This window comes from Streptomyces sp. NPDC056231 (assembly GCF_048270745.1).
Lineage (GTDB): Bacteria > Actinomycetota > Actinomycetes > Streptomycetales > Streptomycetaceae > Streptomyces.
The window spans coordinates 47,764-73,014 of record NZ_JBLVKW010000029.1; the positions used below are offsets into that span (position 1 = coordinate 47,764).

Sequence of the window (25,251 nt, forward strand, 5' to 3'; positions counted from 1 at the left end):
CCATGCCGGATCCCGACGGTGCCGATGGCTCTCTCCGGAAGTGATTCTCCGCAAGCTCTTGGCCAGGGTGCGGCTCACGCGATGGTGCCGGTGGTGCGAAGGGCGCCGCGCGGGAGTTCCCGTGCGGCGCCTCCGCTGTGGGTGGGTCGTGTTACTTCAGCGCGTAGGCCCGGGTGACGGTCTGGACCGTGCGGTTGCCGGCCTTGTCCCAGACTTCGGCCTTGATGCTGACGTAGCCGTTGGAGTCGGACAGGTTCGCGTTGGTGAAGCGGGCCTTGAAGGAGTTGTCGTCGGTGCGGTCGACGTCGGCGCTCTTCCAGGTGGCGCCGTCGTCGTAGCTGACGGAGAACTTCGCTCCGGCCATCCGGCTGTCGCCGGTGAAGCCCTGGGCGCGGGAGGCGTCCACGGTGATCGTGGAGCGGGTGCCCGCGGCCACCTGGTTGAACAGGGAGGTTTTCATCCGGTAGTGGGGCTGGATGACGGGCAGTGTCTCGCAGGTGGTCGCCTGGGGGATGACCGTCTTGCAGTCGGGCGTCGCCGTCGACGTCGGTGCCGCGGAGGTGAAGCCGTACTCGGTGACGACCTTGCCGCCGAGCTTCACTGTGCTGTCGGCATGGGCGTTGGTGGAGACAAAGGTGTAGTCGGCCTTCTCCGGCACGAAGATCCTGGAGGCGTCCGTGATCTGCTCACCGTTGCGGTAGTACGCCCAGGTCCGGTTCATACCCCAGTACGTCCAGTGCGTCGGGTCGCTGTCACCGCCGTAACCCGGCGAGAAGGTGGCACTCACGTCGGAACGGCAGAACGAGCACGCGGAGCGGGAAACGACGGACGGATGCTGCACGGGCGCCCACCAGTGCGCGGCGACCGAGGTCCCGGGCCGGTAGCTGCGCACTGTCTCGAGCATGTCCACTGGTCCGTTGCGGGAGGAGTCGACCGTGGTCTGGTATGTGAGGTCCGGACGGGCCAGCATGTAGTCGTCGCGTTCGGTGCCCAGTTGCACGTTCCGCGACAGCCGGAAGGAGTACGCGGGGCCCGGACCCCAGGAGTCCACGCGGTAAGTGGTCGTCTGGTCGGTGCCGTTGCTGTGGAACGAGTTGTGGACCTTGGCGTAGTCGGCCTTCTTGCTCGGGGTCGACAGGTTCGCCGGGATACCGGTGTTCCAGTTGTACTGGCCCGTGTACTGGTAGCGCGACTCCTTGATGCTCCGGACGTCGATCGTGGTCCGGGCGGCTGCGACATCGGCGGTGAGCCTGCGGCCTTCGTCGTAGTTGACGGCGAAGAACGGCACGTTCACCCCGTCGACGTACACGCTGAGGGGCGCGTCGACGGTGGGTACGAGGACGATCGCGGCGGCGCCGGCCGCCTCCACGCGCTGGATCACCCGGTTGTTGGCATCGATGTTGTCCAGGTGCAGAAGGGCCGCCTTGCCCTTGAGGTCGAGTCCCGCCAGGTCCTCCTCGGTTCCGGCGCCGACGTCCACGGCGTCATAGCGGCTGTGGCCGTCGAACCGCTTGATGTAGTCGGTGGTGATGGGCGTCAATGCGTACGAGTCCGGCCGGGTCACCGATGCCCGGATCAGCGGCTCGCGGCGTGATTGGTAGAACGAGGCCCACAGCTCGCCGTCGCCCTTCTTCGGTGCCTCGACCGGGATGGCGCCCGCGTGCATCCTGCTGCGGACCACGTCGTTCATGCCGAAGCGCTCTATCAAGCTCCCGTTCTCCGCCACGCGGGCGAGGCTGTACACGAAGGTCGCGGTCTCCAGGGGCCGCTTCTCGTCGCGCACGTCCAGCTTGAAGTCGGTGGCTGTGGTGCCGTCGACGGTCAGCTCGGTGTCACGGGAGGTGAGGTCGATCGTCGGAAGAGCGAAGAGGTCGGCGGCGCCGAGCCTGCCCCCGCTGAGCCGGGTGTACACCCCACCCATCATGCTGTAACGCCCTGCGGGAAGGCGCAGTTCGAGCTCCCCTGTGGAGCCGTTCAGGAACTTGGAGGTGCCAGAGCTCATCCCGCTGAGGATGCCGAAGAAACTGCTCGGCTGGCCCTTGCGGTCCTTGAAGTGGACGGTGAGCTTGTGATGTTCGCGCTCCATGTCCAGGCCGATGGCGGTGTGGGCGGTGGCGCCCGAGGAGCTGGTGAGGGTGAGGGTGCCGTTGGTCAGGCCGGTCGGGGCGAGGTTCGGGTCGAGGGTGACGGTGATTTCGGTGCTGGCGCCCGGGGCCACCTCGACCGGTTCCGGGACGGTGACCGCGCCCTGCGGGATGTTCCCGCTGAGTGCCGAGGTCACGGTGGTGGCACTGTCCGTGGTGTTGGTGACCGTGACGGTACGGGTTTCCTTCTCGTACGTCCCCGAATGCCACTCGACCATCCCGAAGTCGGCCGTACCGGACAGCTCCAGCGCCGGGTCGAGCGCGGCGGGCACGTCCACCCGGCCGTTGCCCTGCTGGTAGACGGAGTAGGCGTTGCTGGGCTTGGCGTGCGTGACGAGTGCCGCCTTGATGCGCTGGCCGGTCCAGTCCGGGTGGCGCTGGGCCAGCAGAGCGGCGGCGCCCGCGACATGCGGAGCCGCCATCGACGTGCCGTCGGCCGCGGTGTAGTTCGCATCGACGGGCGTGCCCATGGAGGTGCCGGCGGCGCGGGCCGCGACGATGCCGACGCCGGGCGCGGTGATCTCGGGCTTGATCGCGCTGTCGCCGATGCGCGGACCGCGCCCGGAGAATCCGGCGAGGACATCGGACTTGTCGACCGCGCCCACGGTGAGCGCGGAGTCTGCCGTGCCGGGGGTGGTGACGGTGATCGCGCCGGGGCCGGAGTTGCCGGCGGAGATGACGAACAGGGTGCCGGTGGTTTCCGACAGCCGGTCCACCACCTCCGTCACTTCATCACGGGAGGAGCTCGCGGGGCCACCGAGGCTCATGTTCACCACATCGGCGCCCTGGGCCGCGGCCCACTCCATGCCGTTGATGATCCACGAGAACTGGCCGGTGCCGCGGTCGTTGAGCACCTTGCCCACCAGGAGGTCGGCGCCGGGGGCCACACCCTTGTACTTGCCGCCCGAGTTGGCGCCGCTGCCCACGATGGTGGAGGCGACATGGGTGCCGTGGCCCTTTCCGTCCTGGACCGTGGCGACGCCCGGAACAAAGCTCTGAGTGGCTGTCACCCGATCCTTGATGTCAGCGTTGTTGAGGTCCACTCCGGTGTCGAGGACGGCGACCTTGACGCCCTTGCCGTCCACGCCCTTCGCCCAGGCCTCGGGAGCGCCGATTTGCGGCACGCTCTTGTCGAGGGATGCCTTGACCTTCCCGTCGTACCAGAGGCGGGAGACCTTCGATGCAGCGTTCGGGGCGGTGGCCATCCTGCCGTGCCGGGGCGTCTTGGAGACCGGTTTGACGGACCGCCAGAACTGTCCGGCGTTCTTCTTGTCGACCTTCACGCCCGCCATGTCGACGGTCTCCAGCAGTGCACCGGGGTCGGCGGCGGGCAGCTTGTCGGCGCGCGTCTTGAGGGTGGCGTCCGACGGCTTGTCCGCATAGCCGACGATCACCGGGATGCTGTCACTGTGGGAGTCGGCGTAGCCGTCCTTGATGAGCCGGGTGACATTGAACAGCTCGCGGTCGACCGCGTCGGAGGCGATGGCGTCCAACGCGTCCCCGGGGATCACATACAGGGACCCGTCCGGCCCGGACATCGTCTCGAAGTGCTCGCTAGCGCTGCGGGCGTCGGCGATGTGCACCGACTCCCTGCCGCTCGCGTCCTTGACGACCTCGACGGTGTCACCGGTGACCAGGGTGACCCGGGCCGTGCTGGCCCGGTCGGCCGAGGCCGCGGGCGACAGCAGGCCGGTGGACTTCTCCGAAGCCCCGGCGGCCCCGGTCAGGCCGGGCAGCGCGGCGACAGCGGCCAGCACCACCCCGGTCGCCGCAAGCCGTCTGTATCTGGTTCCTCTTGAGTTGTTCACGTGCTCCCCTCGACTCCCTTTTTTGCGCCCGGAAGACAACGCGTCTGTCATCCCGTGGGGCAGAAGTTGCGGTCAGCTGTGCCGGATCAGGGTCGGTGAAGACCACTTCCCGGAGAAAGACGCCGGTGCTGTCCGAATCCGGCATGGCAGGAACCTGACAGAACCCCAGCCACGCCGTGGGCAGCGTGGACTCCCGACATGTCTCGCTGCGCTTCAGGGCGCAGGACTGCCGGCCGGTCCGGTGGAGGAGTAGAGGGCACCGCACGGGAGTTCCCGTGCGGCGCCCCCACTGTGGGTGGGTCGTGTTACTTCAGCGCGTAGGCCCGGGTGACGGTCTGGACCGTGCGGTTGCCGGCCTTGTCCCAGACTTCGGCCTTGATGCTGACGTAGCCGTTGGAGTCGGACAGGTTCGCGTTGGTGAAGCGGGCCTTGAACGAGTTGTCGTCGGCCCGGTCGACGTCGACGCTCTTCCAGGTGGCGCCGTCGTCATAGCTGACGGAGAACTTCGCTCCGGCCATCCGGCTGTCGCCGGTGAAGCCCTGGGCGCGGGAGGCGTCCACAGTGACCGTGAAGGGTTTGCCCGCGGCCACCTCGTTGAGGAGGGAGGTCTTCATCCGGTAGTGGGGCTGGATGACGGGCAGTGTCTCGCAGGCGGTCGCCTGGGGGATGACCGTCTTGCAGTCGGGTGCCTCCATCGACTTCGGCGCCTCGGAAGAGAAGTTGTACTCGGTGACGACCTTGCCACCGAGCTTGACCGTGCTGTCGGCATGGGTGTCGGTGGAGACAAAGGTGTAGTCGGCCTTCTCCGGCACGAACATCTTGGAGTTGGTGACGTCGATCTGCTCGCCGTTGCGGTAGTACGCCCAGGTCCGGTTCACACCGAAGTACGTCGAGTGCGTCGGGTCGCTGTCACCGCCGAGACGCGGAGAGAAGAAGGTGCCTATGTCGGAACGGCAGAACGAGCAGGCGAAGCTGGGTTCGACGGACGGATGCTGCACGGGCGCCCACCAGTGCTCGGCGACCGAGGTCCCGGGCCGGTAGCTGCGCGCCGACTCGATCATGGCCATGGACCCGCGGCTGCCGGAGGAAGTGACCCGGGCCTGGTAGGTGAGGTCCGGACGGGCCAGCATGTAGTCGTCGCGTTCGGTGCCCAGCTGGATACTCCGCCACAACCCAGAAGGGTTCCAGGGGGCCGGCCCCGAGGCGTCCAGGGTGTAAAAGCCTATCTTTCCGGCGCCGTCGCTGTGGAACGAGCTGCGGACCTTGGCGTAGTCCGCCTTCTTGCTGGGGGTCGACAGGTTCGCCGGGATACCGGTGTTCCAGTCGTACTGGCCCGCGTACTGGTAGCGCGACTCCTTGATGCCCCGGACGTCGATCGTGGTCCGTCCGGCCGCGACATCGGCAGTGAGCGTGCGGCCCTCGTCGTAGTTGACGCCGAAGTACGGCACATTCACCCCGTCGACGTACACACTGAGGGGCTCGTCGACGCTGGGAACGAGGACGATCGCGGCGGCGCCGGCCGCCTCCACGCGCTGGATCACCGCGTCGTTGCCCAAGAAGTTGTCCAGGTGCAGAAGGGCCGCCTTGCCCTTGAGATCGAGTCCCGCCAGGTCCTCCGCGGTTCCGGCGCCGACGTCCACGACGTCATAGCGGCCGTGGCCGTCGAACCGGTAGACAGAGTCGGTGGGGATGGGCGTCAGTGCATACGAGTCCGGCCGGGTCACCGATGCCTGGATCAGCGGCTCGCGGCGTGACTGGTAGAACGTGCCCCACAGCTCGCCGTCACCCTTCTTCGGTGCCTCGACCGGGATGGCACCCGCATGCTGCTCACTGAGGGCCGGGTACGTGATGCCCAAGCCCTCAAGCAAGCTCTTGTCCTCCCCCGCGCGGCTGAGGCCGTACGTGTAGTCCGCGGTCTCCAGGGGCCGCTTCTCGTCGCGCACGTCCAGCTTGAAGTCGGTGGCTGTGGTGCCGTCGACGGTCAGCTCGGCGTCATGGGAGGTGAGGTCGATCGTCGGAAGGGCGAAGAGATCGATGGCGTAGTTCGTGAAATTGTCCCCGCTGCTCTGGGTGTACACCAAACCCAGAATGCTGTAACGATCCGCGGGCAGGCTCACTTCGGCCTTCCCTGAGTTGTAGCCGGACCCAAACTTGAGACCGTTGAGACCGTCGCTCAGCCCCGTGAGGGCGTAGAGGAAACTGCTCGGCGTCTGGCCCTTACGGTCCTTGAAGTGGACGGTGAGCTTGTGCTGTTCGCGCTGCTTGTCCAGGCCGACGGCGGTGTGGGCGGTGGCGCCCGACGAGCTGGTCAGGGTGAGGGCGCCGCTGGTCAGACCGGTCGGGGCGAGGTTCGGGTCGAGGGTGACGGGGATCTCGGCGCTGGCGCCCGGGGCCACCTCGACCGGTCCCGGGACGGTGACCGCGCCCTGCGGGATGTTCCCGCTGACTGCCGGGGTCACGGTGGTGGCACTGTTTGTGGTGTTGGTGACGGTGACGGTACGGGTTTCCTTGTCGTACGTCCCCGGCTGCCACTCGACCTGACCGAAGTCGGCCGTATCGGACAGCTCCAGCGCCGGGTCGAGCGCGGCAGGGACATCCACCCGGCCGTTGCCCTGCTGGTAGACGGAGTAGGCGCTGCTGGGCTTGGCGTGCGCGGTGAGTGCCGCCTTGATGCGCTGGCCGGTCCAGTCCGGGTGGCGCTGGGCCAGCAGAGCGGCGGCGCCCGCGACATGCGGAGTCGCCATCGACGTGCCGCTGAGCGAGGTGGAGTGCGCGTCGACGGGCGTGCCCAGGGAGGTGCCGGCGGCGCGGGCCGCGACGATGCCGACGCCGGGCGCGGTGATCTCGGGCTTGATGGCGCTGTCGCCGACGCGCGGGCCGCGGCTGGAGAATCCGGCGAGGACATCGGACTTGTCGACCGCGCCCACGGTGAGCGCGGAGTCGGCCGTGCCGGGACTCTCAATGGTGCTCGCCCCGGGGCCGGCGTTGCCGGCGGCGATGACGAACAGCGTGCCGGTGGTCGCCGACAACCGGTCCACCACCTGCGTCATCGGGTCACTGGGGGAGCTCGTGAAGCCGCCCAGGCTCATGCTCACCACATCGGCGCCCTGGGCCGCGGCCCACTCCATGCCGTTGATGATCCACGAGAATTCGCCGGTGCCCCCGTCGGCGAGTACCTTGCCCACCAGGAGGTCGGCGCCGGGGGCCACACCCTTGTACTTGCCGCCCGAGTTGGCGCCGCTGCCCACGATGGTGGAGGCGACATGGGTGCCGTGGCCGTTTCCGTCCTGGACGGTGGCGGCGCCTGGAACAAAGTTCTGAGTGGCTGTCACCCGGTCCTTGACGTCGGCGTTGTTGAGATCCACTCCGGTGTCGAGGACGGCGACCTTGACGCCCTTGCCATCCACGCCCTTCGCCCAGGCCTCGGGCGCGCCGATCTGCGGCACGCTCTTGTCGAGGGATGCCTGGACCTTCCCGTCGTACCAGAGGCGGGAGACCTTCGATGCAGCGTTCGGGGCGGTGACCATCCTGCCGTGCCGGGGCGCCTCGGAGACCGGTTTGACGGACCGCCAGAACTGTCCGGCGTTCTTCTTGTCGACCTTCACACCCGCCATGTCGACGGTCTCCAGCAGCGCACCGGGGTCGGCGGCGGGCAGCTTGTCGGCGCGTGCCTTGAGCGTGGCGTCCGACGGCTTGTCCGCATAGCCGACGATCACCGGCAGGCTGTCACTGCGGGAGTCGGCGTAGCCGTCCTTGATGAGCCGGGTGACATTGAACAGCTCGCGGTCGACCGCGTCGGAGGCGATGGCGTCCATCGCGTCCTGGGGGATCACGTACAGTGCCCCGTCCGGGCCGGATATCGTCTCGAAGTGCTTGCTGGCACGGTCGGCTTCGGCGATGTGCACCGATTCTTTGCCGCTCGCGTCTTTGATGACCTCGACGGTGTCACCGGTGACCAGGGTGATCCGGGCCGTGCTGGCCCGGTCGGCCGAGGCCGCGGGCGACAGCAGGCCGGTGGACTTCTCCGAAGCCCCGGCGGCCCCGGTCAGGCCGGGCAGCGCGGCGACAGCAGCCAGCACCACCCCGGTCGCCACAAGTCGTCTGTATCTGGTCCCTCTTGAATTGTTCACGTGCTCCCCTCGACTCCCTTTTTTTGCGCCCGGAAGGCAACGCGTCTGTCATCCCGTGGGGCAGAAGTTGCGGTCAGCTGTGCCGGATCAGAGTCGGCGAAGACCACTTCCCGGAGAAAGACGCCGGTGCTGTCCGAATCCGGCATGGCAGGAACCTGACAGAACTCCAGGCGTCCACGCCCCCTTGCGAACGCTTGACATGAACGTCTCCCGCCGAATGAAACGTCACTCCAGACAGCCGGATCAGCCGTCTTGATGCGGCGGCGACGTTCTTGGCGAGGCGCTCTGGGCTGCGGGAGCGGTCCTACCCGCATGCGGGGGTTGCCGGCGGCTGAGAAAAACGCTTGGACTCCGCGGGCGCTGTCGCGGGACACTGAGGTTCCGGGCCTGGCCTCCCCGTACTCGCACACATGCGTCGCCACGAGCTGCGCGGGGGCTCTGCCGCCGTGCCCCGCCTGTCGCACGACGACCCGAGCGACGCACTCACTCGAACCGAAGCTCCGCGCGGCCACTGAGGCAACGGCTTCACCCCGCAGAAGCACGAGGCGGGATGCCGCACGACCACACAGGGTTGGTAGGGGATCGCCTGAATCGCGCGAAGCTCCGGGCAGGGGCCCGGTGCTCCTTGCACTTCGTTACTACGGAAGGGAGTTGGCCAGGCTCCGGCGGCTGGCGGTGCCCGGGATGCTGTTGCCGGCGCTCGGCAACATCGGCATCGCCTACATCGCGCCGCTGATCGTCGCCAAGCTCGTCGGCCGGATCGCCGGCGACGCCGGTACCTCCATCGGCTCGACGCTGCCCTACGTCCTTGCCTTCGCCGGCGTGCTGCTCCTCGCGGAGACGCTGTGGCGTATCGGCCTGCACTTCCTGAACCGCCTCGACGCCCTCGGCATCGAGCACCTGTACGTGATCGGCATGGACGAACTGTTCGCCAAGGACGCCGCGTTCTTCCACGACAACTTTGCCGGCTCGCTGACCAAACGCGTTCTGAGCTTCGCCTCCCGCTTTGAGGAACTCGTCGACACGCTGACATTCTCGATCGTGGGCAGCCTCGTGCCGCTGGTGTTCGGGTCTGTGGTGCTGTGGCAGTACGAACCGCTCCTCGTTGTCGGGTTGTTGGCGATGATCGCGCTGACGGCGCTGTGTGTGGCGCCCCTCATCCGTCGCCGCCAGTCGCTCGTCGACCAGCGCGAGGAGGCGATCGCCCGGGTGTCGGGCCACGTCGCCGACAGCCTGATGAACATGGACACGGTCCGGGCGTTCGCCGCCGAGAACCGCGAGGCCGCCGAGCACCGGTCCCGCGTCGCGGAGTCACGGCGGCTCACGCTGAAGTCGTGGGACTACGGCAACCTGCGCATCGACACGCTGGTCGCGCCGATGTCCGTGCTGACCAATGCGATGGGTCTGCTGCTCGCGGTTACTCTCGGCGGTGGTGGGCACGGCGTGGAGGGGGTCGTTGTCGCCTTCACGTACTACACCAACGCGACGCGGATCATGTTCGAGTTCAACCAGATCTACCGCCGCCTGGAGAGCTCGATGACGGAGGCCGCACAGTTCACCGAACTGCTCCTGGCGCCGCCGACCGTGCTCGACCCGGTGGCGCCGGAGCCACTGCTGTCCCGGGCCGCCGATGTCCGCTTCGAGCAGGTGACCTTCGCCCACGCGGGTGCGGAGCCGCTCTTCGAGCGCCTCGACCTGGCCGTGCACAGCGGGGCGAAGATCGGCCTTGTCGGCCGGTCCGGTGGGGGCAAGACCACGCTCACCCGGCTGCTGCTGCGGATGACGGACATCGACGCCGGCCGGATCCTGATCGGGGGTCAGGACATCCGCACGCTGCGTCAGGCCGATGTGCGCAGCCTGATCGCCTACGTGCCGCAGGACCCGGCGATGTTCCACCGCACGCTGCGGGACAACATCGCGTTCGCCCGGCCGGACGCCACCGACGCCCAGATCCGCCGCGCGGCCGAGGCGGCGCATGTCACGGAGTTCGCCGACGCGCTGCCGGACGGCTTCGACACCATGGTGGGCGAGCGCGGTCTCAAGCTGTCCGGCGGACAGCGCCAGCGGGTCGCCCTCGCCAGGGCGATCCTGCGTGACGCGCCGATCCTGTTGCTCGACGAGGCGACCAGCGCCCTGGACTCCGAGAGCGAGATCCTCGTCCAGGAGGCGCTGTGGCGGCTCATGGACGGGCGGACGGCGCTCGTGGTGGCGCACCGGCTGAGCACGGTCGCCGCGATGGACCGGCTCGTAGTCCTGGACCGCGGTCGGATCGTCGAGCAGGGCACTCACCAGGAGCTGCTCGCGTCGGACGGCGCCTACGCGAAGCTGTGGCGGCACCAGTCGGGCGGCTTCCTCGACGGTACTCCCGCGCCGCAGGCCAACCTGCACTGAAGGCCGGCCCGGTGGGAGGCGGCATCATTCACGGCGCCGGGCAGGTGGATGCCGTCGGCGGCCATCCGCGCAAGGTCGTCGAGCTTGCCCGTCTGTCACCGTTACGCTGGCGGGCGCACGCCGAGGTTCCCCTCTTTCTTGCGGACAGGTGGTTGGATTTGCTGTACATCGCGTTCCTGCGCGGGATGAATGTTCCGGGCCGTTCGGTGAAGATGGAGTACTTGCGCAGCCTGTTCACGGACATGGGATTCGACTCCGTGCGCAGCTACATCCAGAGTGGGAACGTCTTCTTCGAGTCCGGCGAGACCGATCGTGCCGCGCTCAGTGACCGGATCGGTGGCCATCTCGGAGAGACGCTCGGCTACGAGGTCGCGGTCTGTCTGCGTACGGTCCCGGAACTGGAGGCGCTGATCGCGCTCGACCCGTTCAGGGACGTCACGGTCACCCGCGACATGCGCTGCTGCGTGGTGTTCACGACCGAGCGGATCGATCCGGACCTGGCTTTGCCTATGATCTCTCCGAAGAAGGACATGGAGATCATGGGCAGCACCGAGTACGACGCCTTTGTCGTCTGGTATCTGATCAACGGCAAGGCGCCCGCGGCCAAGGGCTTTCAGGAACGCGCGCTGGGACGCGACGCGACGACGCGCTACTTCCACACCGTGGTGAAGATTCTCGACGCGGCCAAGAAGGGCGCGTCCTGACGCTCACGTGCCCGTGTCTACAGGCGCGGCCACGGCCGGGCCCCGAGACGTTCGATGTCGGTGTTGAAGCGCCTCAGATAGGAAGCGAAGGCGGCGATGTCCTCTTCCGGCCAATCGACCATGACCTGTTCCAGGGAGCGGACGATGCCCTCCCTTTCCGTGTGGAGTACGCGTGCGCCCTCGTCGGTGATGCGGAACTTGCGGGCCATGCCGCCGTCAGGGTCCGGGATGCGCTCCACGAGTCCGGCGCGCATGATCGCAGCCGTCTGCCGGTTCAGGGTGGAGGCGTCCAGTCCGAATGCGTCGCTCAGTTCGCCGATGGACATCGGCCCCTGCACGTGAATGCGGCTGAGCAGGATGTAGGCGCTGCGCTCCAGGGACCCGTCCCTGCGGTGTTTGCCTCGCTGGTTCAAGAACGTGTGGCGACTGAGCAGCATCTGCTCGTACTCGACCTCGTGTGTTGCCCGGGCCATGCGCCTGTCGCCTCCTGCGTGCTGCCGGGCCGCTCTCGCTCCCGACCGGGCGGCCCGCTCTCCATTATCTCACAGGTGTGCACCATGCATAGAAAGTGCATGGTGCACATTCAATGGTTGGTCACCCGTGGCGTTGTGTCCGGCGAAGGTGTGCCCCGGTTTCGACGTGTCCGATGCCGTGCTCGGCCAGCGGGCCGACGCTCAGACCGAGTCGACGGCACTCGGCGAGCAGGCCGGGCAGCGCACTCAGCGTGGCTCGCCACGCGCCCGGCGCGCTCCATCCGTCCGCGTCGTGCAGCAACACGGTGCCACCGCCGGTCAGACCTGCGAGGACCGATGCTCTTACGGAGCGGGCATCGGCGTCCGCCGTCCAGTCCCGGCCCCAGGCCGACCACAGCACCGGTCGCAGCCCTGCGCGGCGGGCAGCAGCCAGGCGGCCGCCGGTGAGGATGCCGTAGGGCGGCCGGTACCACTGCGGGACGGTCCCACAGATCCGCCGTACCGCGCCGACGGTTCGCTTTACCTCCCGTACGTCGCGCAGCGGTGTAGGAAACCAGGGGCGCTCGTGATGCCAGCCGTGCACCGCGACTTCATGACCACCGGCCACAAGCGCCACGCCAAGGGCGGGATGACGTTCCAGCGAGTCGCCGACGACGAAGAAGGTGGCCCGCACCCGGTACTCGTCCAGGACGCGCAGGACGTGCGGGGTGCTGGCCGGGTCCGGCCCGTCGTCGAAGGTCAGCGCCACGTGAGAGGGATGACCGTGACCGTCCAGCGCGGGGCTAAGGATCCTCCGTACGGGCGGCAGCCACGTGGCGGCGGGCCCCATGTGCCACGCGGCAGCCACCCCGGCGGCCGCACCCAGAGCGCCGACCATCACGCCGGATGACACCGCCGTCCGCCCTGCGGCGGAGCGTCTTACCATCGTTGTTCGTCCTTTCCGGAGACCACGGGGGAACTGCTCAGATGCACGCTGGCGAACGCGATGAGCCCGAGCGCCGCAGCCTCCGGCAGCACCCGCCAGCCCAGTTCGATCCGCTCCTCGAACAGCAAGACGCCCAGAATGACGCTCAGCAATGAGTCGCCGAGAGTGAGCGCGGGCTGCGAGGCGCCCAGCGAGCCCGCCCGCAGCGTGGCCTGCAGCATCAGGAACGAGCCCAGGCCGACGGCCGCGGCCGCGTAGATCTGCCACGTGGTGAACAGCATCCCGACTCCGCCGGACAGCAAACCGAGCGTGTCCTTGATCAGCGCCGCGGTGAAGGAGAAGCCGACGGCGGTCGCTGACCCCAGCACCACCGCACGGGCGGAGCCCCGCAACCCCATTCCCACCATGATCAGCACAGTCGACACGGCGACGGTGGGCACAGCACTGAGCAGCCACCTCTTCGGCGGCATGGTGTCCGCGCCACCGGTCGGGCTGGCCAGCAGGAGGAAGGTCGCCAGGCCCAGCGCCATACCGAGGAACGCCCCCCAGGTCCGCGCCCCGGGAGGCCGCCGGAAGACCGCCGCAGCCAGCACCGACGTGAACAGCAGCTCCGTCGTCATCACCGGCTGCACCACAGCCAGTGGCCCGGTCGCCAGGGCGAGGGCCTGCGCCAGCCCCGAGACCAGCAGCAGTCCGGCACCCCAGCGCCAGGCCGGGCGGCGGACGAAGCTCAGGATCCCGAGACGATGGCTGCCCGTGAGGCCGGGCAGGTCCGCTGCCGCAGCGCGGCGCTGCAGCACGGAGGCTGCCGCGTTCCCGAGCGCGGCGAACAGCGCCAGCACCACGGAGACGATGATCACGTGTCACCCACTCTGCGCGCGTGTCCGTTGCCGGGGGCCCGTTCAGCCGAATCGCATGGCCAGCTTGCGGAAGAGCTGCGGAGCCATGCCCTGCAGCCGCCCCGGCACGCCAAGCCAGCCCGGTACGGTGATCTCGTCCCGGCCACCGGCGAGTGCCTTCTCGACCGCTGCCGCGACCCGCCCGGCGGGTACCGGTCGTGGCCAGGACCGGGTGTACGGGGTGCCACGGCGGGTGAAGAACGGTGTGTCCACGGGGCCTGGCAGCACCAGGCAGACGTGGACGCCTGTGCCCCGGAGTTCGTAGCGCAGGCTCTCCGCGAACGCGATCAGCGCGCCCTTCGTCGCCGCGTAGACCGCCTCGTCCCGTACACCGAACCGGCCGGCGACAGAGCCGATCAGCACCAGCCGGCCCGACCTGCGGGACACCATCTGAGGCAGCACCAGGCGGACGAGGTGGAGTACGGCGCAGATGTTGACACTCACCAGACGGTCCACCGTGGCGGGTGGCATGTCGGTGTACGGGCCGGCCCAGCCGAGCCCCGCTCCGGCGACGAGCGCGTCGACTCTTCCGCTGTGCGCCAGTGCCGCCTCGGCCAGTTTGCGGCAGCCCTCCTCGGAGGCCAGGTCCATCGGCAGCGGGGCACCGGCGGTGCGGGCGGCGACACTGCCGAGCCGGCCCTCGTCCCGCCCGTTGAGCAGCAACTCCCATCGCCCGCCGACCGCGAGTCGTGACGCGATTTCGGCGCCGATACCGGAGGAGGCCCCGGTGATCAACGCGACCGGCCGCGGGCCGGGGGCGGGCGGACCGGCCGCGACCGACCGCGTAGCGTCGGTCCCGGTTGCCGGGGTGCCGTGGGCTGGGTGGCTCTTGTGCATGGGTTTCCGTCCTCCGGGGTCGCCGACATCCTGGTGAAGCACCAGCCGGTGGCGGCCCGTATCGAGTCATCCTTCATGCAACCAGCGCACCGGCAATCGTGCTCGTCCGCACCTGGGCTAACGGCCCGCCAGTCCGGGGTTGGCGCACTGGCCGCGATGCGAGGAATATCCAAGAATGGGACGCCGGATTCTGATCGTCAGCGCGAGCATGGGCGCCGGACACGACGCCGTGGCCGCCGAACTGGCCGGGCGGCTGCGGGCCGGCGGCCACCTGACCGCGCGCGTGGACCTCCTCGACCTCCTGCCCCCCGGCGCCGGGCGCGGGCTGCGCGCCGCATACCGCACGGCGCTCCGCCACTGCCCAGGGGCCTACGCGGCGGTGTACTCGGCATTCTTCCGCGACCGCGGAGAGCAGCGCGACCGGAACGGCTGGGCACCGAGCACCGGGCCGCTGGCCGCAGCCCTGGAGCCGCGCCTGCGCGACGTCGTCGAGCGCTGGCACCCGGATGCGCTCGTCTCCACCTTCCATCAGGCTGCTCAGGTCACAGGTCGGCTGCGGGCCCAGGGCGGTGACTGTCCGCCCAGCACGGTCGTGGTCACCGACTTCGCCGTGCACCGGCAGTGGCTCCATCCGAGCAACGACCTGCACCTGTGCCTGACCGAGGCCGCCGCGGCGCGCGTCCGTGCCAGGACCGGACGCCCGGCGGAGGTGTGCGGCCCGGTCGTGCCTCCGGCCTTCGCCGCGGCGGCCCACGAGAGTGCGGGCGCGCGGCCGTCGCGCTGGGCGCGGGAGTTCGCGCGGCGTGGCCCCGGCCGGCCTGTTGTGCTGCTGTCGGCCGGTGCCTGGGGCGTGGGACAGGGGCTGGCGGACACCGCGCTCCTGCTCGCCGGTGCGGGCCACCTTCCGGTGCTGCTGTGCGGTAGGGACGAACGACTGCGGACCCGCGCGGCGAAGCTTCCCGGTGTCCTGGCGCTGGGCTGGGTCGAGGACCTGCCCGAGCTCATGGCGGCATCGAGTGCCCTGGTGGACAACGCCGCAGGGCAGACGGCCGTGCAGGCCCTCGCCGCCGGCGTACCGGTCGTCGGATACCGTCCGATCCCCGGCCACGGCGCCGAGGGCGTCACTGAGATGGCCGCCGCAGGCCTCACCGAGCACGCTGCCGACACGATCGGGCTGCTCAGTTCACTCGACCGGCTGCTGCGCCCCGGCCCCGAGCGGGACCGACGGATTGCCGCCGGGCAGGCTGTCTTCACCGCCGACGCGGCCGACATGGTCGCCTGGTGACGGCGTACGGCGCGGTCAGTCCCTGGCGAGGAAGACGGCTCGGCCGCAGGAGCGGGACGAGGACCTGGAGGAGCGGCGCGACCGCCTCGTCGGACGCTCCGCCGAGACCGGCCGGTCGGTGATCTCGGTTCCGTTCCGAGCCTGGAGCATCGACCAACGGATCGCCCGCCTCCCATGTGCCGGTCGGTCTTACATGACTGCTGTTACCGAGCGCGCTGCACCGGCCGTGCCAGCTCGACATTGAACTGGGCCCCGGCCAGCAGAGCGAGATTGGTGAACCAGATCCAGATCAGGAAGATGACGAGCCCGGCGAGCGATCCGTACAGCCGGCTGTAGGAACCGATGTGGGTGGCGTACAAGGTGAATCCGGCCGATGCCACGAGCCACAGGGACGCGGCGAGCACTCCGCCCGGCAGCCCCCGCCGCAGCCCTTTGGCCGCCGCCGGGCCGGTACGGAACAGCACCGTGATCAGACAGGCGACGAGAAAAATCAGGATGGGCCACTTCAGCAGCGTCCAGACCGTGTCACTTGCGTGTGCGAGGCCCATCCGGTGTCCCAGCCAGTGCGCCGGCGGCCCGGTCAGCACCAGCGCGAACGCGCTGGTCATCAGCAGCAGAAGCAGTCCGACTGCGGTGGTCACGATGATGTGCGCCTTGCGCAGTGCGGGCCGTGTGTCGCGGACGCCGTACAAGGCGTGCAGAGCACGGCGGAAGACGGCCAGATAGCTGGAGGCGGACCACACGGCGCTGACGGCCCCTGTCGCGACCAGCAGCCACACCGGGCCGCGTTCCTGGGTCGCAGCCTCCAGGGGTTCACGCAGTGCGGCGCCGGACTCCGCGGGAGCGAAGGCCGTGATGTCGGCGATCAGCGCGTCGGTTGCTCGGGGGTTGGCGAGGCCGATGAGGGCAACGGTGACCAGGAGCGCCGGGAGCAGGGCGAGGATGGCGTAGTACGTCAGGGCGGCGGCCCAGTCCGAGAGGTCGTCGTTCCACAGGGAGACGGGGGTGCGGCGCAGGGCGGCCCGGTAGTGGGCCGCCCGCCCCGAGGGCGCGCCCTGGTGGGGGACGGTTCCCGAGGCGGTGGGTGTGGTCTTGCTGGGCACGCTGGTCTCCGGGGGGACGTGGTCAGGCACGGCGCGGCCTGGCGGCGCCGGGGGAGGCAGCGGATCCCCCGGGGTACGGACGCCCTTTGCTACCACCTTCCCTCGTGCCTCCGATCATGGGTCGTACTCCTGCCGTGTCCAGGGCCACCTGCACTACCGGACGAGTCCGTCCCGGCAACCCGGATGCGGGACGCGCGCCTCGCCCCCTGTGCCACCAGCCCATTCGTGTACTCGGCACGGGTCACGCGGGACGCGATGCCGCCCATTGACCCAAAGCTGCGGCGCGCGGACCGGTTCACGGGGCGTGAGGCCTTCGGCGCGACGGGATGTGGCACGGTGAACATGCAGCCCAATGGATCACCCGGAGTGGATCACCGAGGAGGAGATTCCGTGTCGAAGCCACCGCTTTCCGAAACCGCCATCGCCATGCTGCAGAAGCCCAACCAGGCCGTCATCGCGACGCTTCGGGCCGACGGCCAGCCGGTGTCCACGGCCACCTGGTACCTCTGGTACGACGGCCGGATCCTGGTCAACATGGATGAGGGCCGCAAACGGCTCGAACACATCCGCAACGATCCCCGGGTCACGCTCACCGTGCTCGACGAGGGGAACTGGTACACCCACCTCAGCATCATCGGGCACGTCGCCGACGTACATGAGGACAAGGACCTCGCCGACATCGACCGCCTGGCCCAGCAGTACCTCGGCACGCCGTACCCGCAGCGCGACCGCGGCCGGGTCAGCGCCTGGATCGAGATCGACCGCTGGCACGGCTGGGGCACGCTCAAGGAGAACAGCCAGCCCGGCTGACCCGCGCGCCGCGGCGTTCGGCACACACGCTCTCCGCCGTGTCAGGATCACCCACACACGGCCTGTACGAGGGCGGCCCTGCGCGTCGCGATCGCAAACACCAGACACCGAGCGGAGGTGGCAGTCGCCGCCGAGCCGGCGCAACCTACGCCTCGTCACCCAGGCTCGGTTTTGCCGCCTGTCAGCGGGTTGCGCGGAGGGGTGTACGTCGTGACCAGAGGCCACCCCGGGGTAACCGGGCGTGCGGCCCACTCCGCTGCCGGTGGCGGCCGGCGGTGGGAGAGCAACCTGATGCCGATCGGTATCACGTTACTTTCCCACCGCCGCCCCGCCTGCCGGGGCACCGGACCGGACAGTCCGCCGAGATCAGACCGCCGGGGCCGGGAAGGTCGGGTACTCGACTCCGGAGACGTGCTGGACGACGCGGATGACCTGGCAGGAGTAGCCGAACTCGTTGTCGTACCACAGGTAGAGGATCGCGTTGTCGCCGTCGACCTTGGTGGCGCCGGCGTCGACGATCGACGCGTGGCGCGAGCCGACGAAGTCCATGGAGACGGCGTCGGGGGCCGTGGTGAAGTCGATCTGGCGCTTCAGCGGCGAGTTCAGCGAGACGTCGCGGAGGTACTCGAGGACCTCCGCGCGGGTGGTCTCGCGGCCGAGGCGCAGGCTGAGGATCGCGATCGAGACGTCCGGCACCGGGACGCGGATCGAGCTGCCGGTGATCGGCGCCTTGAGGTCCGGCAGGGCCTTGGCGACGGCCGAGGCGGCACCGGTCTCGGTGATGACCATGTTCAGCGGTGCCGAGCGGCCGCGACGGTCGGCCTTGTGGTAGTTGTCCAGCAGGTTCTGGTCGTTGGTGAACGAGTGGACGGTCTCCACGTGGCCGCGCAGCACACCGTACTCGTCGTCCATCGCCTTCAGCGGCGGGACGATCGCGTTGGTGGTGCAGGAGGCGCAGGACAGGATCTGCTCGTCCGGCTTGATCGTGTCGTGGTTGACGCCGTGGACGATGTTGGGGACGTCGCCCTTGCCCGGAGCGGTCAGCACGACCTTGTCGATGCCGGGGCGCAGGTGCTTCGACAGGCCCTCGCGGTCGCGCCACTTGCCGGTGTTGTCGATGAGGATGGCGTTGTCGATGCCGTACGCCGTGTAGTCGACCTCCGACGGGTCGTTGGCGTAGATCACCTTGATCGCGTTGCCGTTGGCGACGATCGTGCTGCTCGCCTCGTCCACGGTGATCGTGCCCTGGAACTGGCCGTGGATCGAGTCCCGGCGCAGCAGCGAGGCGCGCTTGACGAGGTCCTGGTCGCCGCCACCGCGGACGACGATGGCGCGCAGCCGCAGACCGTTGCCGGAGCCGGCCTTCTCGATGAGCAGGCGGGCTACGAGACGGCCGATGCGGCCGAAGCCGTAGAGGACGACATCGCGCCCCTCGCGGCGTTCGATCTTGTTGTCGCCCGTGGCACCGGCGACGGCCTGGGCGGTGAACTCCTCCACCGACAGACCGCGGTCGTCGGTCTTGTACGTGGCGGCGAGCATGCCGATGTCGATCTGGGAAGGGCCGAGATCGAGCGTGGTGAGAGCCTGAAGGAACGGCATCGTCTCGGTGACCGAGAGCTCCTCACCGGCGATCTGCCGGGCGAATCGGTGGGTCTTGAGAATACTCACCACCGACTTGTTCACCAGGGAGCGGCTGTGGAGCAGGACCGTGACGTCCTGCTCCCGGTGCAGCTTCCCGATGATCGGGATCATCGACTCCGCGATCTCCTCGCGGTTCTTCCAGTTGGTGAACGAGTCCTCGTTGACAGTCACAGGCTTATCTTTCGAGCTAGGCGGTGCTCATATGCTAACCGCCCGCCGATTCGATCATTCACCCGGTGCCACGTGAGCGGGATCCCGTGATCGGGCCCCATGGCCACATCAGGACAGGCGACGGGCCGCCGCGCCGGGTAATGGCGCTCGATTTGCGAGGCTCTATCCCGGCTTGTCCCGCACCGGGAACGCATCCGGACCGCCCGTCGCGCTCCCGCGGCAAGCGGCAAGCGGCAAGCGGCACCGAGAAGAGTTGGTGAGGGAAGCGGCCAGCGCGGTGGACGTGCGAAGGACTCCCGGGCGGCCTACGTGCCCGGCTCCCATGGGCTGCGCCTTCGCCCTCGCCTCGCGGCGGCAATGATCGCGTTCTCCGGCGCGCACATGGTCTTATGGGACACGAGGTTCAGTTGCGGGTTGTCGACGGTAAGGACTTCGAGGGATCTTCACCGTGACACATGACCCCTCCTTCCCTTCTCCCTTCCGGGAGCAGAGCAGACATGCCCCGGAGACCCGGACCCCACTGCGCGCGTTCCTCAGGACCGAGGCAGGCAGCGCGGCGGTGCTGTTGGCCGCCACGGTGGCGGCACTGGTATGGGCGAACGCGGCTCCCGGGACGTACGCATCCTTCTGGGAGGTGCGCCTGTCGGTGACCGTGGGATCGGCAGGGGTATCGCTGGATCTGCGCGAGTGGGTGAACAGCGGCCTGATGACGTTCTTCTTCTTCGTCATCGGGCTGGAGGCGCGCCGGGAGTTCGACATGGGCGAGCTCCGGGAGCGGCAGCGGGTCATGCTGCCCCTGGTCGCAGGGCTCGCCGGGATGATCGTCCCTGTCGGGATCTACCTCGCGTTCAACTCGGGCGGTGCCTCGGCGCACGGTTGGGGCGCGGCCATGTCCACGGACACCGCGTTCGCCCTGGGCATGCTGGCGATTCTGGGACGACGGTTCCCCATTGCCTTGCGCACGTTCATCCTCACGGTGACCGTCGTCGACGACCTGCTGGCTCTGGTGGTCATCGCCCTTGTCTACACCGGGCACGTCAGCGTGCCCGCCCTGCTTTCCGCCGTGACCCTGTTCGGTCTGATCCTGCTGGTCAGGGCGGCGGGCGTACGCCACGGACTGACGTACCTGCTGATGGGGGCCGCGACCTGGGTCGCCCTGCTCAAATCCGGTGTCGATCCGGTGGTCGTGGGTCTGGCCATGGGACTGCTGACCTATGCCTACCCGGCGGCGCGCAGCGACCTGGAACGCGCGAGCGATCTGTTCGTCTCGTTCCGCGAGCAGCCCACACCTGAGCTCGAGCGCTCGGCACGCCGGGGACTGGCGTCGGCGCTGTCGCTCAATGAGCGGCTGCAACGGATGTACCACCCGTGGACGAGTTATGTGATCGTGCCGGTGTTCGCCCTCGCCAATGCGGGCATCACCATCGACGCGGGACTGGTGTCACGGGCGGCAACGTCCCCGGTCACCTTGGGCATCCTGCTCGGCTATCTGATCGGTAAGCCAGTGGGCATCACCGGTGCCTCCTGGCTGCTTGCCCGGCTGAGCCGCAATCGGCTGAGGCCTCCAGTCGGCTGGGGCGCCCTCGCCGGGGGAGGCACGATCGCCGGGGTCGGGTTCACCGTCGCCCTGCTGATCTCCACGCTCGCCTTCGAAGGAGACCGGCTCGAAGAGGCGAAGGCGGGCATCCTGGGCGCTGTGGCCTGCTCCTTCCTCGCGACCTGCGCCGTGGCGATGACGATCAGGCTCCTGCCACCGCAGCGGCGTGCACGGGTACTGCTCGGCACGGCCGAGAGGGTGATCGATCTCGCGGTCCCGGTCGACCCCGATCGTGACCATGTCCGGGGCCCGATGACCGCTCCGGTGACACTGGTCGAGTACGCCGATTTCGAATGCCCCTACTGCGGCCAGGCCGAACCAGTGGTCCGTGACCTTCTCGCCGATTTCGGTGATCTGCGCTACGTGTGGCGGCACCTGCCGCTCACCGACGTCCATCCTGGAGCGCAACTCGCCGCCGAGGCCGCCGAGGCCGCGGCGGATCAGGGGGCTTTCTGGCAGATGCACGAACTTCTCCTGAAGCACCAAGGCGCGCTCCTGGTGCCCGACCTGATGCGCTACGCGGACGAACTGGGCTTGGATGCCGAGCGCTTCCGGCGCAGTCTGCGCACCCACGCGGGGGCCGGCCGGGTCGCTGAGGACGGGGAGTCGGCCGATCTGAGCGGGGTGACAGGAACCCCGACCTTCTTCATCAACGGCCTGCTGCACCGCGGCGCCTACGACATCGATGCGCTGTCCGCCGCAGTGCGAACAGCCCGTGCGCGCGCGGGACTGACGGGGTGATCTGTCGGATGCGGTCGGTGACGGCACGGCGTTCCGGCAGCCGACGAGCCCGGGGAAGGCTTCGTGGATGACGGTTCGGCGTTTCCGGCGGTACGGAGGCGTCTAAGACCGACCGGCAATTGGGGGTGGGTGAAGGAGCGGGGCTGGGGTGCGTGCATCGCAAGGCGGAGGACCGAGCCGGATGGGGTCTCCCCTGCTCGAGCGGAGCCGAGAGCTTGGGGAAGGAGCCATGGTGATGGACGACAACGCCGCGAGGTGCGTGCCCCAGCCCCGTGACGCCGCCCCCCAATTGCCGGTCGGTCTAAACAATTGGAGCCGGGCGGAGGTCGCTTCCCGGACCGTCGGGCCCCCGGATCGACCGCCTTGGCCCATCGCTGGTCTGAGTGGCGCCGGGCCGGATTCCTGTCAGCCCGGCGTGAGCACCGCGGCGCCGTTCACGCGGTCCCCGGCAAGGTCGGCCAGTGCCTGATCAGCCTGGTGCAGGGGATAGCGGCTGACGGTGACCTGGATACCGATGCGTTCGGCGAGTTCGAGAAATTCGCGGCCGTCCTCGCGAGTGTTGGAGGTGACACTCCGCAGATTCCGCTCCTGGAAGAGATGCCGCTGATAGTTCAGCGCGGGTATGTCGGAGAGATGGATACCGGCGATGGCGAGGGTGCCCGACCGGTCGAGTCCCTCCAGGGCCACCGGCACCAGATCACCCACCGGAGCGAACAGGATCGCCGAGTCCAACGGCTCCGGTGGGCTGTCGTAGGCGCCGCCGACCGATGAAACCCCCAGGGACAGAGCGAGTTCACGTGCCTGCGCGGAACGCGTCATCACATGGACGGTCGCGCCGTCGGCCAGCGCCACCTGAGCGGCCAGATGGGCCGACGCGCCGAAACCGTAGATTCCGAGCCTGCCACCCTTCGGCAGCGCACTGCGCCGCAGCGACCGGTAGCCGATGATTCCCGCGCACAGGAGAGGGGCGAGCAAGGCCGCGTCCTCGGACTCGGGGAGCCGGTAGGCGAACGCCTCGGGAACACGCACCAGGTCGGCGAAGCCGCCGTCCGCATCCCACCCCGTGTACATGGACCGGGGGCACAGGTTCTCCCGTCCGGAGCGGCAGTAGCGGCAGGACCCACAGGTACGGCGCAACCAGGCACCGCCGACCCGGTCGCCCACCCGGAACACGCTGGTCGCCTCGCCGACTGCTGCCACGCGGCCGACGATCTCGTGTCCGGGAATTGTCGACGGACGGTGGGGAGTGAGGTCCCCCTCGGCGAGATGCAGGTCCGTGCGGCAGACACCACAGGCTTCCACCCGCAGCAGGAGTTCATCCGGGGCGGGCGCGCTCATCTGGCGGTGACTCCGTATCAGGGGACCGGTACCGATCGGTCCCGGTGTCCCGACGGCCCAGCCGCTGAGCATCTGTGTGTGGGGGAGCCCCATACCCCCAGCCTGCGGCCGCAGGGTGGGTCCGGCAAACCGGCCGGTTTCCGCATGCGCCTCGGGAATCGCAGACCGGGGCCGCTGCTGCGTCGGCGGGAGTGGGTGGTCCACCAGGTCCTCGCCCGGGGGCCATCCGGCCCATGCGCCCCGAGTTCCTGCCGAGTCAGCCTGGCAGTGCCCCGTACTGGACCTGACAGGAAGAAGGGCGATGTCATGAAGGCACTCGTCTTCCAGGGCCCCGGCCGGACCGCGTGGGGGGATGTACCGGATCCCGGCATCAAGGACGCCGCGGACGCGATCGTTCGCGTCGACACGGTGACCATCTGTGGCACCGATCTGCACATCGTCAAGGGCGATGTGCCCGAGGTCGAGCCGGGCCGTGTGCTCGGGCACGAAGCGGTGGGCACCGTGGTCGAGACCGGCGGCGATGTCCGGACGGTGCGGCCCGGTGACCGTGTGCTGATCTCGTGCATCTCCGCCTGCGGACGGTGCCGGTTCTGCCGCGGCGGACAGTACGGTCAGTGCCGCGGGGGCGGCGGCTGGGTGCTGGGCCACACGATCGATGGCACCCAGGCCGAATATGTGCGGGTGCCGTTCGCCGACCTGTCCGTACATCCGCTGCCAGGTGCCGTCGACAGTGACGGCGCGGTCCTGTTGGCCGACATCTTCCCGACGTCGTACGAGGTCGGGGTGGTGAACGGCAACGTGCGGCCCGGCGACACGGTCGCCGTGGTCGGTGCTGGGCCGATCGGTCTGGCGGCCATCATCACCGCGCGTCTGTACAGTCCCGGCCGCATCATCGCGGTGGATCTCGCGGAGTCCCGGCTGGCTACCGCGCGCACACTCGGTGCGGACGCGACCGTCAGCGCGAGCGAGGAACCCGAGCGCCTCGTCGAGGACCTGACCGATGGACTCGGTGCCGATGTCGTCATGGAGGCCGTCGGCCTACCGGAGACATTCGAGATGTGCACCCGGATGGTCCGCCCGGGCGGCCGGGTCGCGAACATCGGGGTCCACGGCAAGCCTGCGGTCCTGCACGTCGAAGACCTCTGGATCAAGGACGTCACGATCACCACCGGGCTGGTGGACACCCACTCGACGCCCATGCTGCTGGGCATGATGGCCGCGGGGCGCCTCCCGTCGGATTCGCTGATCACCCACCGTTTCGAGCTGGGCCAGATGGAGGAGGCGTACGACATTTTCTCCCGCGCCGCCGAAACCGGTGCCCTCAAGGTGGCACTGGGCGGCCCGCAGCACAACGCCGTCTCCGTCCCCGACCTGCCGTGATCCGAAGGACGTGAGGACCATGAGCGAGGGCACGCCTTCCTCCGCTTCCAGCGAGTCTCCGACCGGCCGCAGCGACCTCGGACGGCGCGTGGCAGCGCGCCGTCAGGAACTCGGTCTCACCCGTGAGGAGGTGGCCGAACGCTGCGGCGCCGCTCCTTCGTACATCGCCTATCTGGAGGACCGGGTTGCTGCACCGGCCGTCGGCGTTCTCGTGCGCCTTGCCGATGCGCTGGAGACGACTGTGGCCGAGCTGACCGGTATGACTGTGGAACGTCCCCCCGGCAGGGCAGCGGCACTGCCGGGCGCCGAACTCGTCGCGCTCAGTGACACAGAGTGCCTTCGACTCCTTTCCAGCCACGGTGTGGGCCGGATCGCGATCGTCACGGCGGACGGCCCGGCCGTCTTCCCGGTCAACTACGTGCTGACGGGCAACGAGATCGCGTTCCGGACCACCGGCGATGGACTTCTGGCCGCGTCCGCGGGAACCGAGGTGGCCTTCGAGGCCGATCACATCGACGACGCGATGAGCCAGGGCTGGAGTGTGCTGGTGGTGGGCGATGCATCAGGTGTCACCGGTGCCGAGGCCATCCAGCGACTGGACCGTGTCGCCCCCTCCCTTCCCTGGGCGGGTGGCCTCCGCACCCACTGGATGGTGGTCACCCCCACTCGTATCACCGGGCGTCGCGTGGTGCAGAAGTGAGAGACCTGCGTGTCGTCGCCGGCACGCCGCTCGAGCCGCAAACGGTGTGCAGCGGGCGGGCTCCTCGGCGGGGCCGTTCAGGCAACGTCGGCCAGCAGGTTTCCGTACCAGGGCGTGTTCCCCCAGGGTGCGCTCCACCGGGTGCCTCGTGGTGTTCGGCCGCTACCGTGGACA

Annotated in this window: 16 protein-coding genes; 7 read left to right on the plus strand and 9 right to left on the minus strand. The window is 69.0% G+C overall.

The window, feature by feature from the left end; all coding sequences use genetic code 11:
• Positions 1-151: 151 nt before the first annotated feature.
• Both ACNPQM_RS22430 and ACNPQM_RS22435 read right to left on the minus strand, forming a co-directional pair.
• Complete coding sequence (locus tag ACNPQM_RS22430; RefSeq protein ID WP_418085474.1) at positions 152-3,952, minus strand: S8 family serine peptidase; 3,801 nt, start codon at positions 3,950-3,952, stop codon at positions 152-154.
• 305 nt (positions 3,953-4,257) lie between these two features.
• Complete coding sequence (locus tag ACNPQM_RS22435) at positions 4,258-8,046, minus strand: S8 family peptidase (protein ID WP_418085475.1); 3,789 nt, start codon at positions 8,044-8,046, stop codon at positions 4,258-4,260.
• Between the two features lie 720 nt (positions 8,047-8,766).
• On the opposite strand from ACNPQM_RS22435, the gene ACNPQM_RS22440 reads away from it, so the two are divergent.
• Positions 8,767-10,473 carry an ABC transporter ATP-binding protein gene (locus tag ACNPQM_RS22440; RefSeq protein ID WP_418085493.1) on the plus strand — a complete coding sequence of 569 codons (1,707 nt, stop codon included), beginning with the start codon at positions 8,767-8,769 and terminating at the stop codon, positions 10,471-10,473.
• 11 nt (positions 10,474-10,484) lie between these two features.
• A complete protein-coding gene (locus tag ACNPQM_RS22445; RefSeq protein ID WP_418085476.1) occupies positions 10,485-11,177 on the plus strand; it encodes a DUF1697 domain-containing protein in 693 nt (230 codons plus the stop codon).
• 17 nt (positions 11,178-11,194) lie between these two features.
• Here ACNPQM_RS22445 and ACNPQM_RS22450 read toward each other — a convergent pair whose 3' ends face one another.
• From ACNPQM_RS22450 to ACNPQM_RS22465, 4 genes are all read right to left on the minus strand, one after another.
• Positions 11,195-11,650, minus strand: coding sequence for a MarR family winged helix-turn-helix transcriptional regulator (locus ACNPQM_RS22450; protein WP_418085477.1), 456 nt, complete (start codon positions 11,648-11,650; stop codon positions 11,195-11,197).
• 121 nt (positions 11,651-11,771) lie between these two features.
• Positions 11,772-12,527 (minus strand): polysaccharide deacetylase family protein, encoded by a 756-nt coding sequence (locus ACNPQM_RS22455; protein ID WP_418085494.1) that lies wholly within the window; start codon positions 12,525-12,527, stop codon positions 11,772-11,774.
• 41 nt (positions 12,528-12,568) lie between these two features.
• Complete coding sequence (locus tag ACNPQM_RS22460) at positions 12,569-13,435, minus strand: DMT family transporter (protein WP_418085478.1); 867 nt, start codon at positions 13,433-13,435, stop codon at positions 12,569-12,571.
• 42 nt (positions 13,436-13,477) lie between these two features.
• Positions 13,478-14,311 (minus strand): SDR family NAD(P)-dependent oxidoreductase, encoded by an 834-nt coding sequence (locus ACNPQM_RS22465; protein WP_418085479.1) that lies wholly within the window; start codon positions 14,309-14,311, stop codon positions 13,478-13,480.
• A 175-nt stretch (positions 14,312-14,486) separates the two neighbouring features.
• Between ACNPQM_RS22465 and ACNPQM_RS22470 the strand changes: the two genes are divergently transcribed.
• The gene (locus ACNPQM_RS22470; protein ID WP_418085480.1) at positions 14,487-15,596 is read left to right on the plus strand and encodes an MGDG synthase family glycosyltransferase; all 1,110 of its coding nucleotides are present in this window, start codon (positions 14,487-14,489) and stop codon (positions 15,594-15,596) included.
• Positions 15,597-15,799: 203 nt separating this feature from the next.
• Here the strand turns inward: ACNPQM_RS22470 and ACNPQM_RS22475 are convergent, their stop codons facing one another.
• Positions 15,800-16,699, minus strand: a complete 900-nt coding sequence (locus ACNPQM_RS22475) for a YihY/virulence factor BrkB family protein (RefSeq protein WP_418085481.1) — start codon at positions 16,697-16,699, stop codon at positions 15,800-15,802.
• Between the two features lie 390 nt (positions 16,700-17,089).
• On the opposite strand from ACNPQM_RS22475, the gene ACNPQM_RS22480 reads away from it, so the two are divergent.
• On the plus strand, positions 17,090-17,509 hold the full coding sequence (locus ACNPQM_RS22480; RefSeq protein ID WP_418085482.1) for a PPOX class F420-dependent oxidoreductase: 420 nt from the start codon (positions 17,090-17,092) through the stop codon (positions 17,507-17,509).
• Positions 17,510-17,875: 366 nt separating this feature from the next.
• Here ACNPQM_RS22480 and ACNPQM_RS22485 read toward each other — a convergent pair whose 3' ends face one another.
• A complete protein-coding gene (locus tag ACNPQM_RS22485) occupies positions 17,876-19,321 on the minus strand; it encodes a glyceraldehyde-3-phosphate dehydrogenase (RefSeq protein WP_418085483.1) in 1,446 nt (481 codons plus the stop codon).
• A gap of 448 nt (positions 19,322-19,769) precedes the next feature.
• On the opposite strand from ACNPQM_RS22485, the gene nhaA reads away from it, so the two are divergent.
• Complete coding sequence (gene nhaA, locus ACNPQM_RS22490) at positions 19,770-21,659, plus strand: Na+/H+ antiporter NhaA (protein WP_418085484.1); 1,890 nt, start codon at positions 19,770-19,772, stop codon at positions 21,657-21,659.
• Positions 21,660-22,064: 405 nt separating this feature from the next.
• Here nhaA and ACNPQM_RS22495 read toward each other — a convergent pair whose 3' ends face one another.
• Entirely contained in the window at positions 22,065-23,090 is a 1,026-nt protein-coding gene (locus ACNPQM_RS22495) for a zinc-binding alcohol dehydrogenase family protein (RefSeq protein WP_358859481.1), read from the minus strand.
• 213 nt (positions 23,091-23,303) lie between these two features.
• Here ACNPQM_RS22495 and ACNPQM_RS22500 point away from each other — a divergent pair, with 213 nt between their 5' ends.
• Both ACNPQM_RS22500 and ACNPQM_RS22505 read left to right on the plus strand, forming a co-directional pair.
• Positions 23,304-24,377: a zinc-dependent alcohol dehydrogenase family protein gene (locus tag ACNPQM_RS22500; RefSeq protein WP_358859482.1), complete on the plus strand. Its 1,074-nt coding sequence runs from the start codon at positions 23,304-23,306 to the stop codon at positions 24,375-24,377.
• Positions 24,378-24,396: 19 nt separating this feature from the next.
• On the plus strand, positions 24,397-25,077 hold the full coding sequence (locus ACNPQM_RS22505; RefSeq protein ID WP_358859483.1) for a helix-turn-helix domain-containing protein: 681 nt from the start codon (positions 24,397-24,399) through the stop codon (positions 25,075-25,077).
• Positions 25,078-25,251: the final 174 nt, after the last annotated feature.

Coding starts and splice junctions, on each gene's coding strand:
- ACNPQM_RS22440 (WP_418085493.1), top strand. CDS start 8,767: ATGCTGTTGCCGGCGCTCGGCAACATCGGCATCGCCTACATCGCGCCG.
- ACNPQM_RS22450 (WP_418085477.1), bottom strand. CDS start 11,650: ATGGCCCGGGCAACACACGAGGTCGAGTACGAGCAGATGCTGCTCAGT.
- ACNPQM_RS22455 (WP_418085494.1), bottom strand. CDS start 12,527: ATGGTCGGCGCTCTGGGTGCGGCCGCCGGGGTGGCTGCCGCGTGGCAC.
- ACNPQM_RS22465 (WP_418085479.1), bottom strand. CDS start 14,311: ATGCACAAGAGCCACCCAGCCCACGGCACCCCGGCAACCGGGACCGAC.
- ACNPQM_RS22470 (WP_418085480.1), top strand. CDS start 14,487: ATGGGACGCCGGATTCTGATCGTCAGCGCGAGCATGGGCGCCGGACAC.
- ACNPQM_RS22495 (WP_358859481.1), bottom strand. CDS start 23,090: ATGGGGCTCCCCCACACACAGATGCTCAGCGGCTGGGCCGTCGGGACA.
- ACNPQM_RS22500 (WP_358859482.1), top strand. CDS start 23,304: ATGAAGGCACTCGTCTTCCAGGGCCCCGGCCGGACCGCGTGGGGGGAT.
- ACNPQM_RS22505 (WP_358859483.1), top strand. CDS start 24,397: ATGAGCGAGGGCACGCCTTCCTCCGCTTCCAGCGAGTCTCCGACCGGC.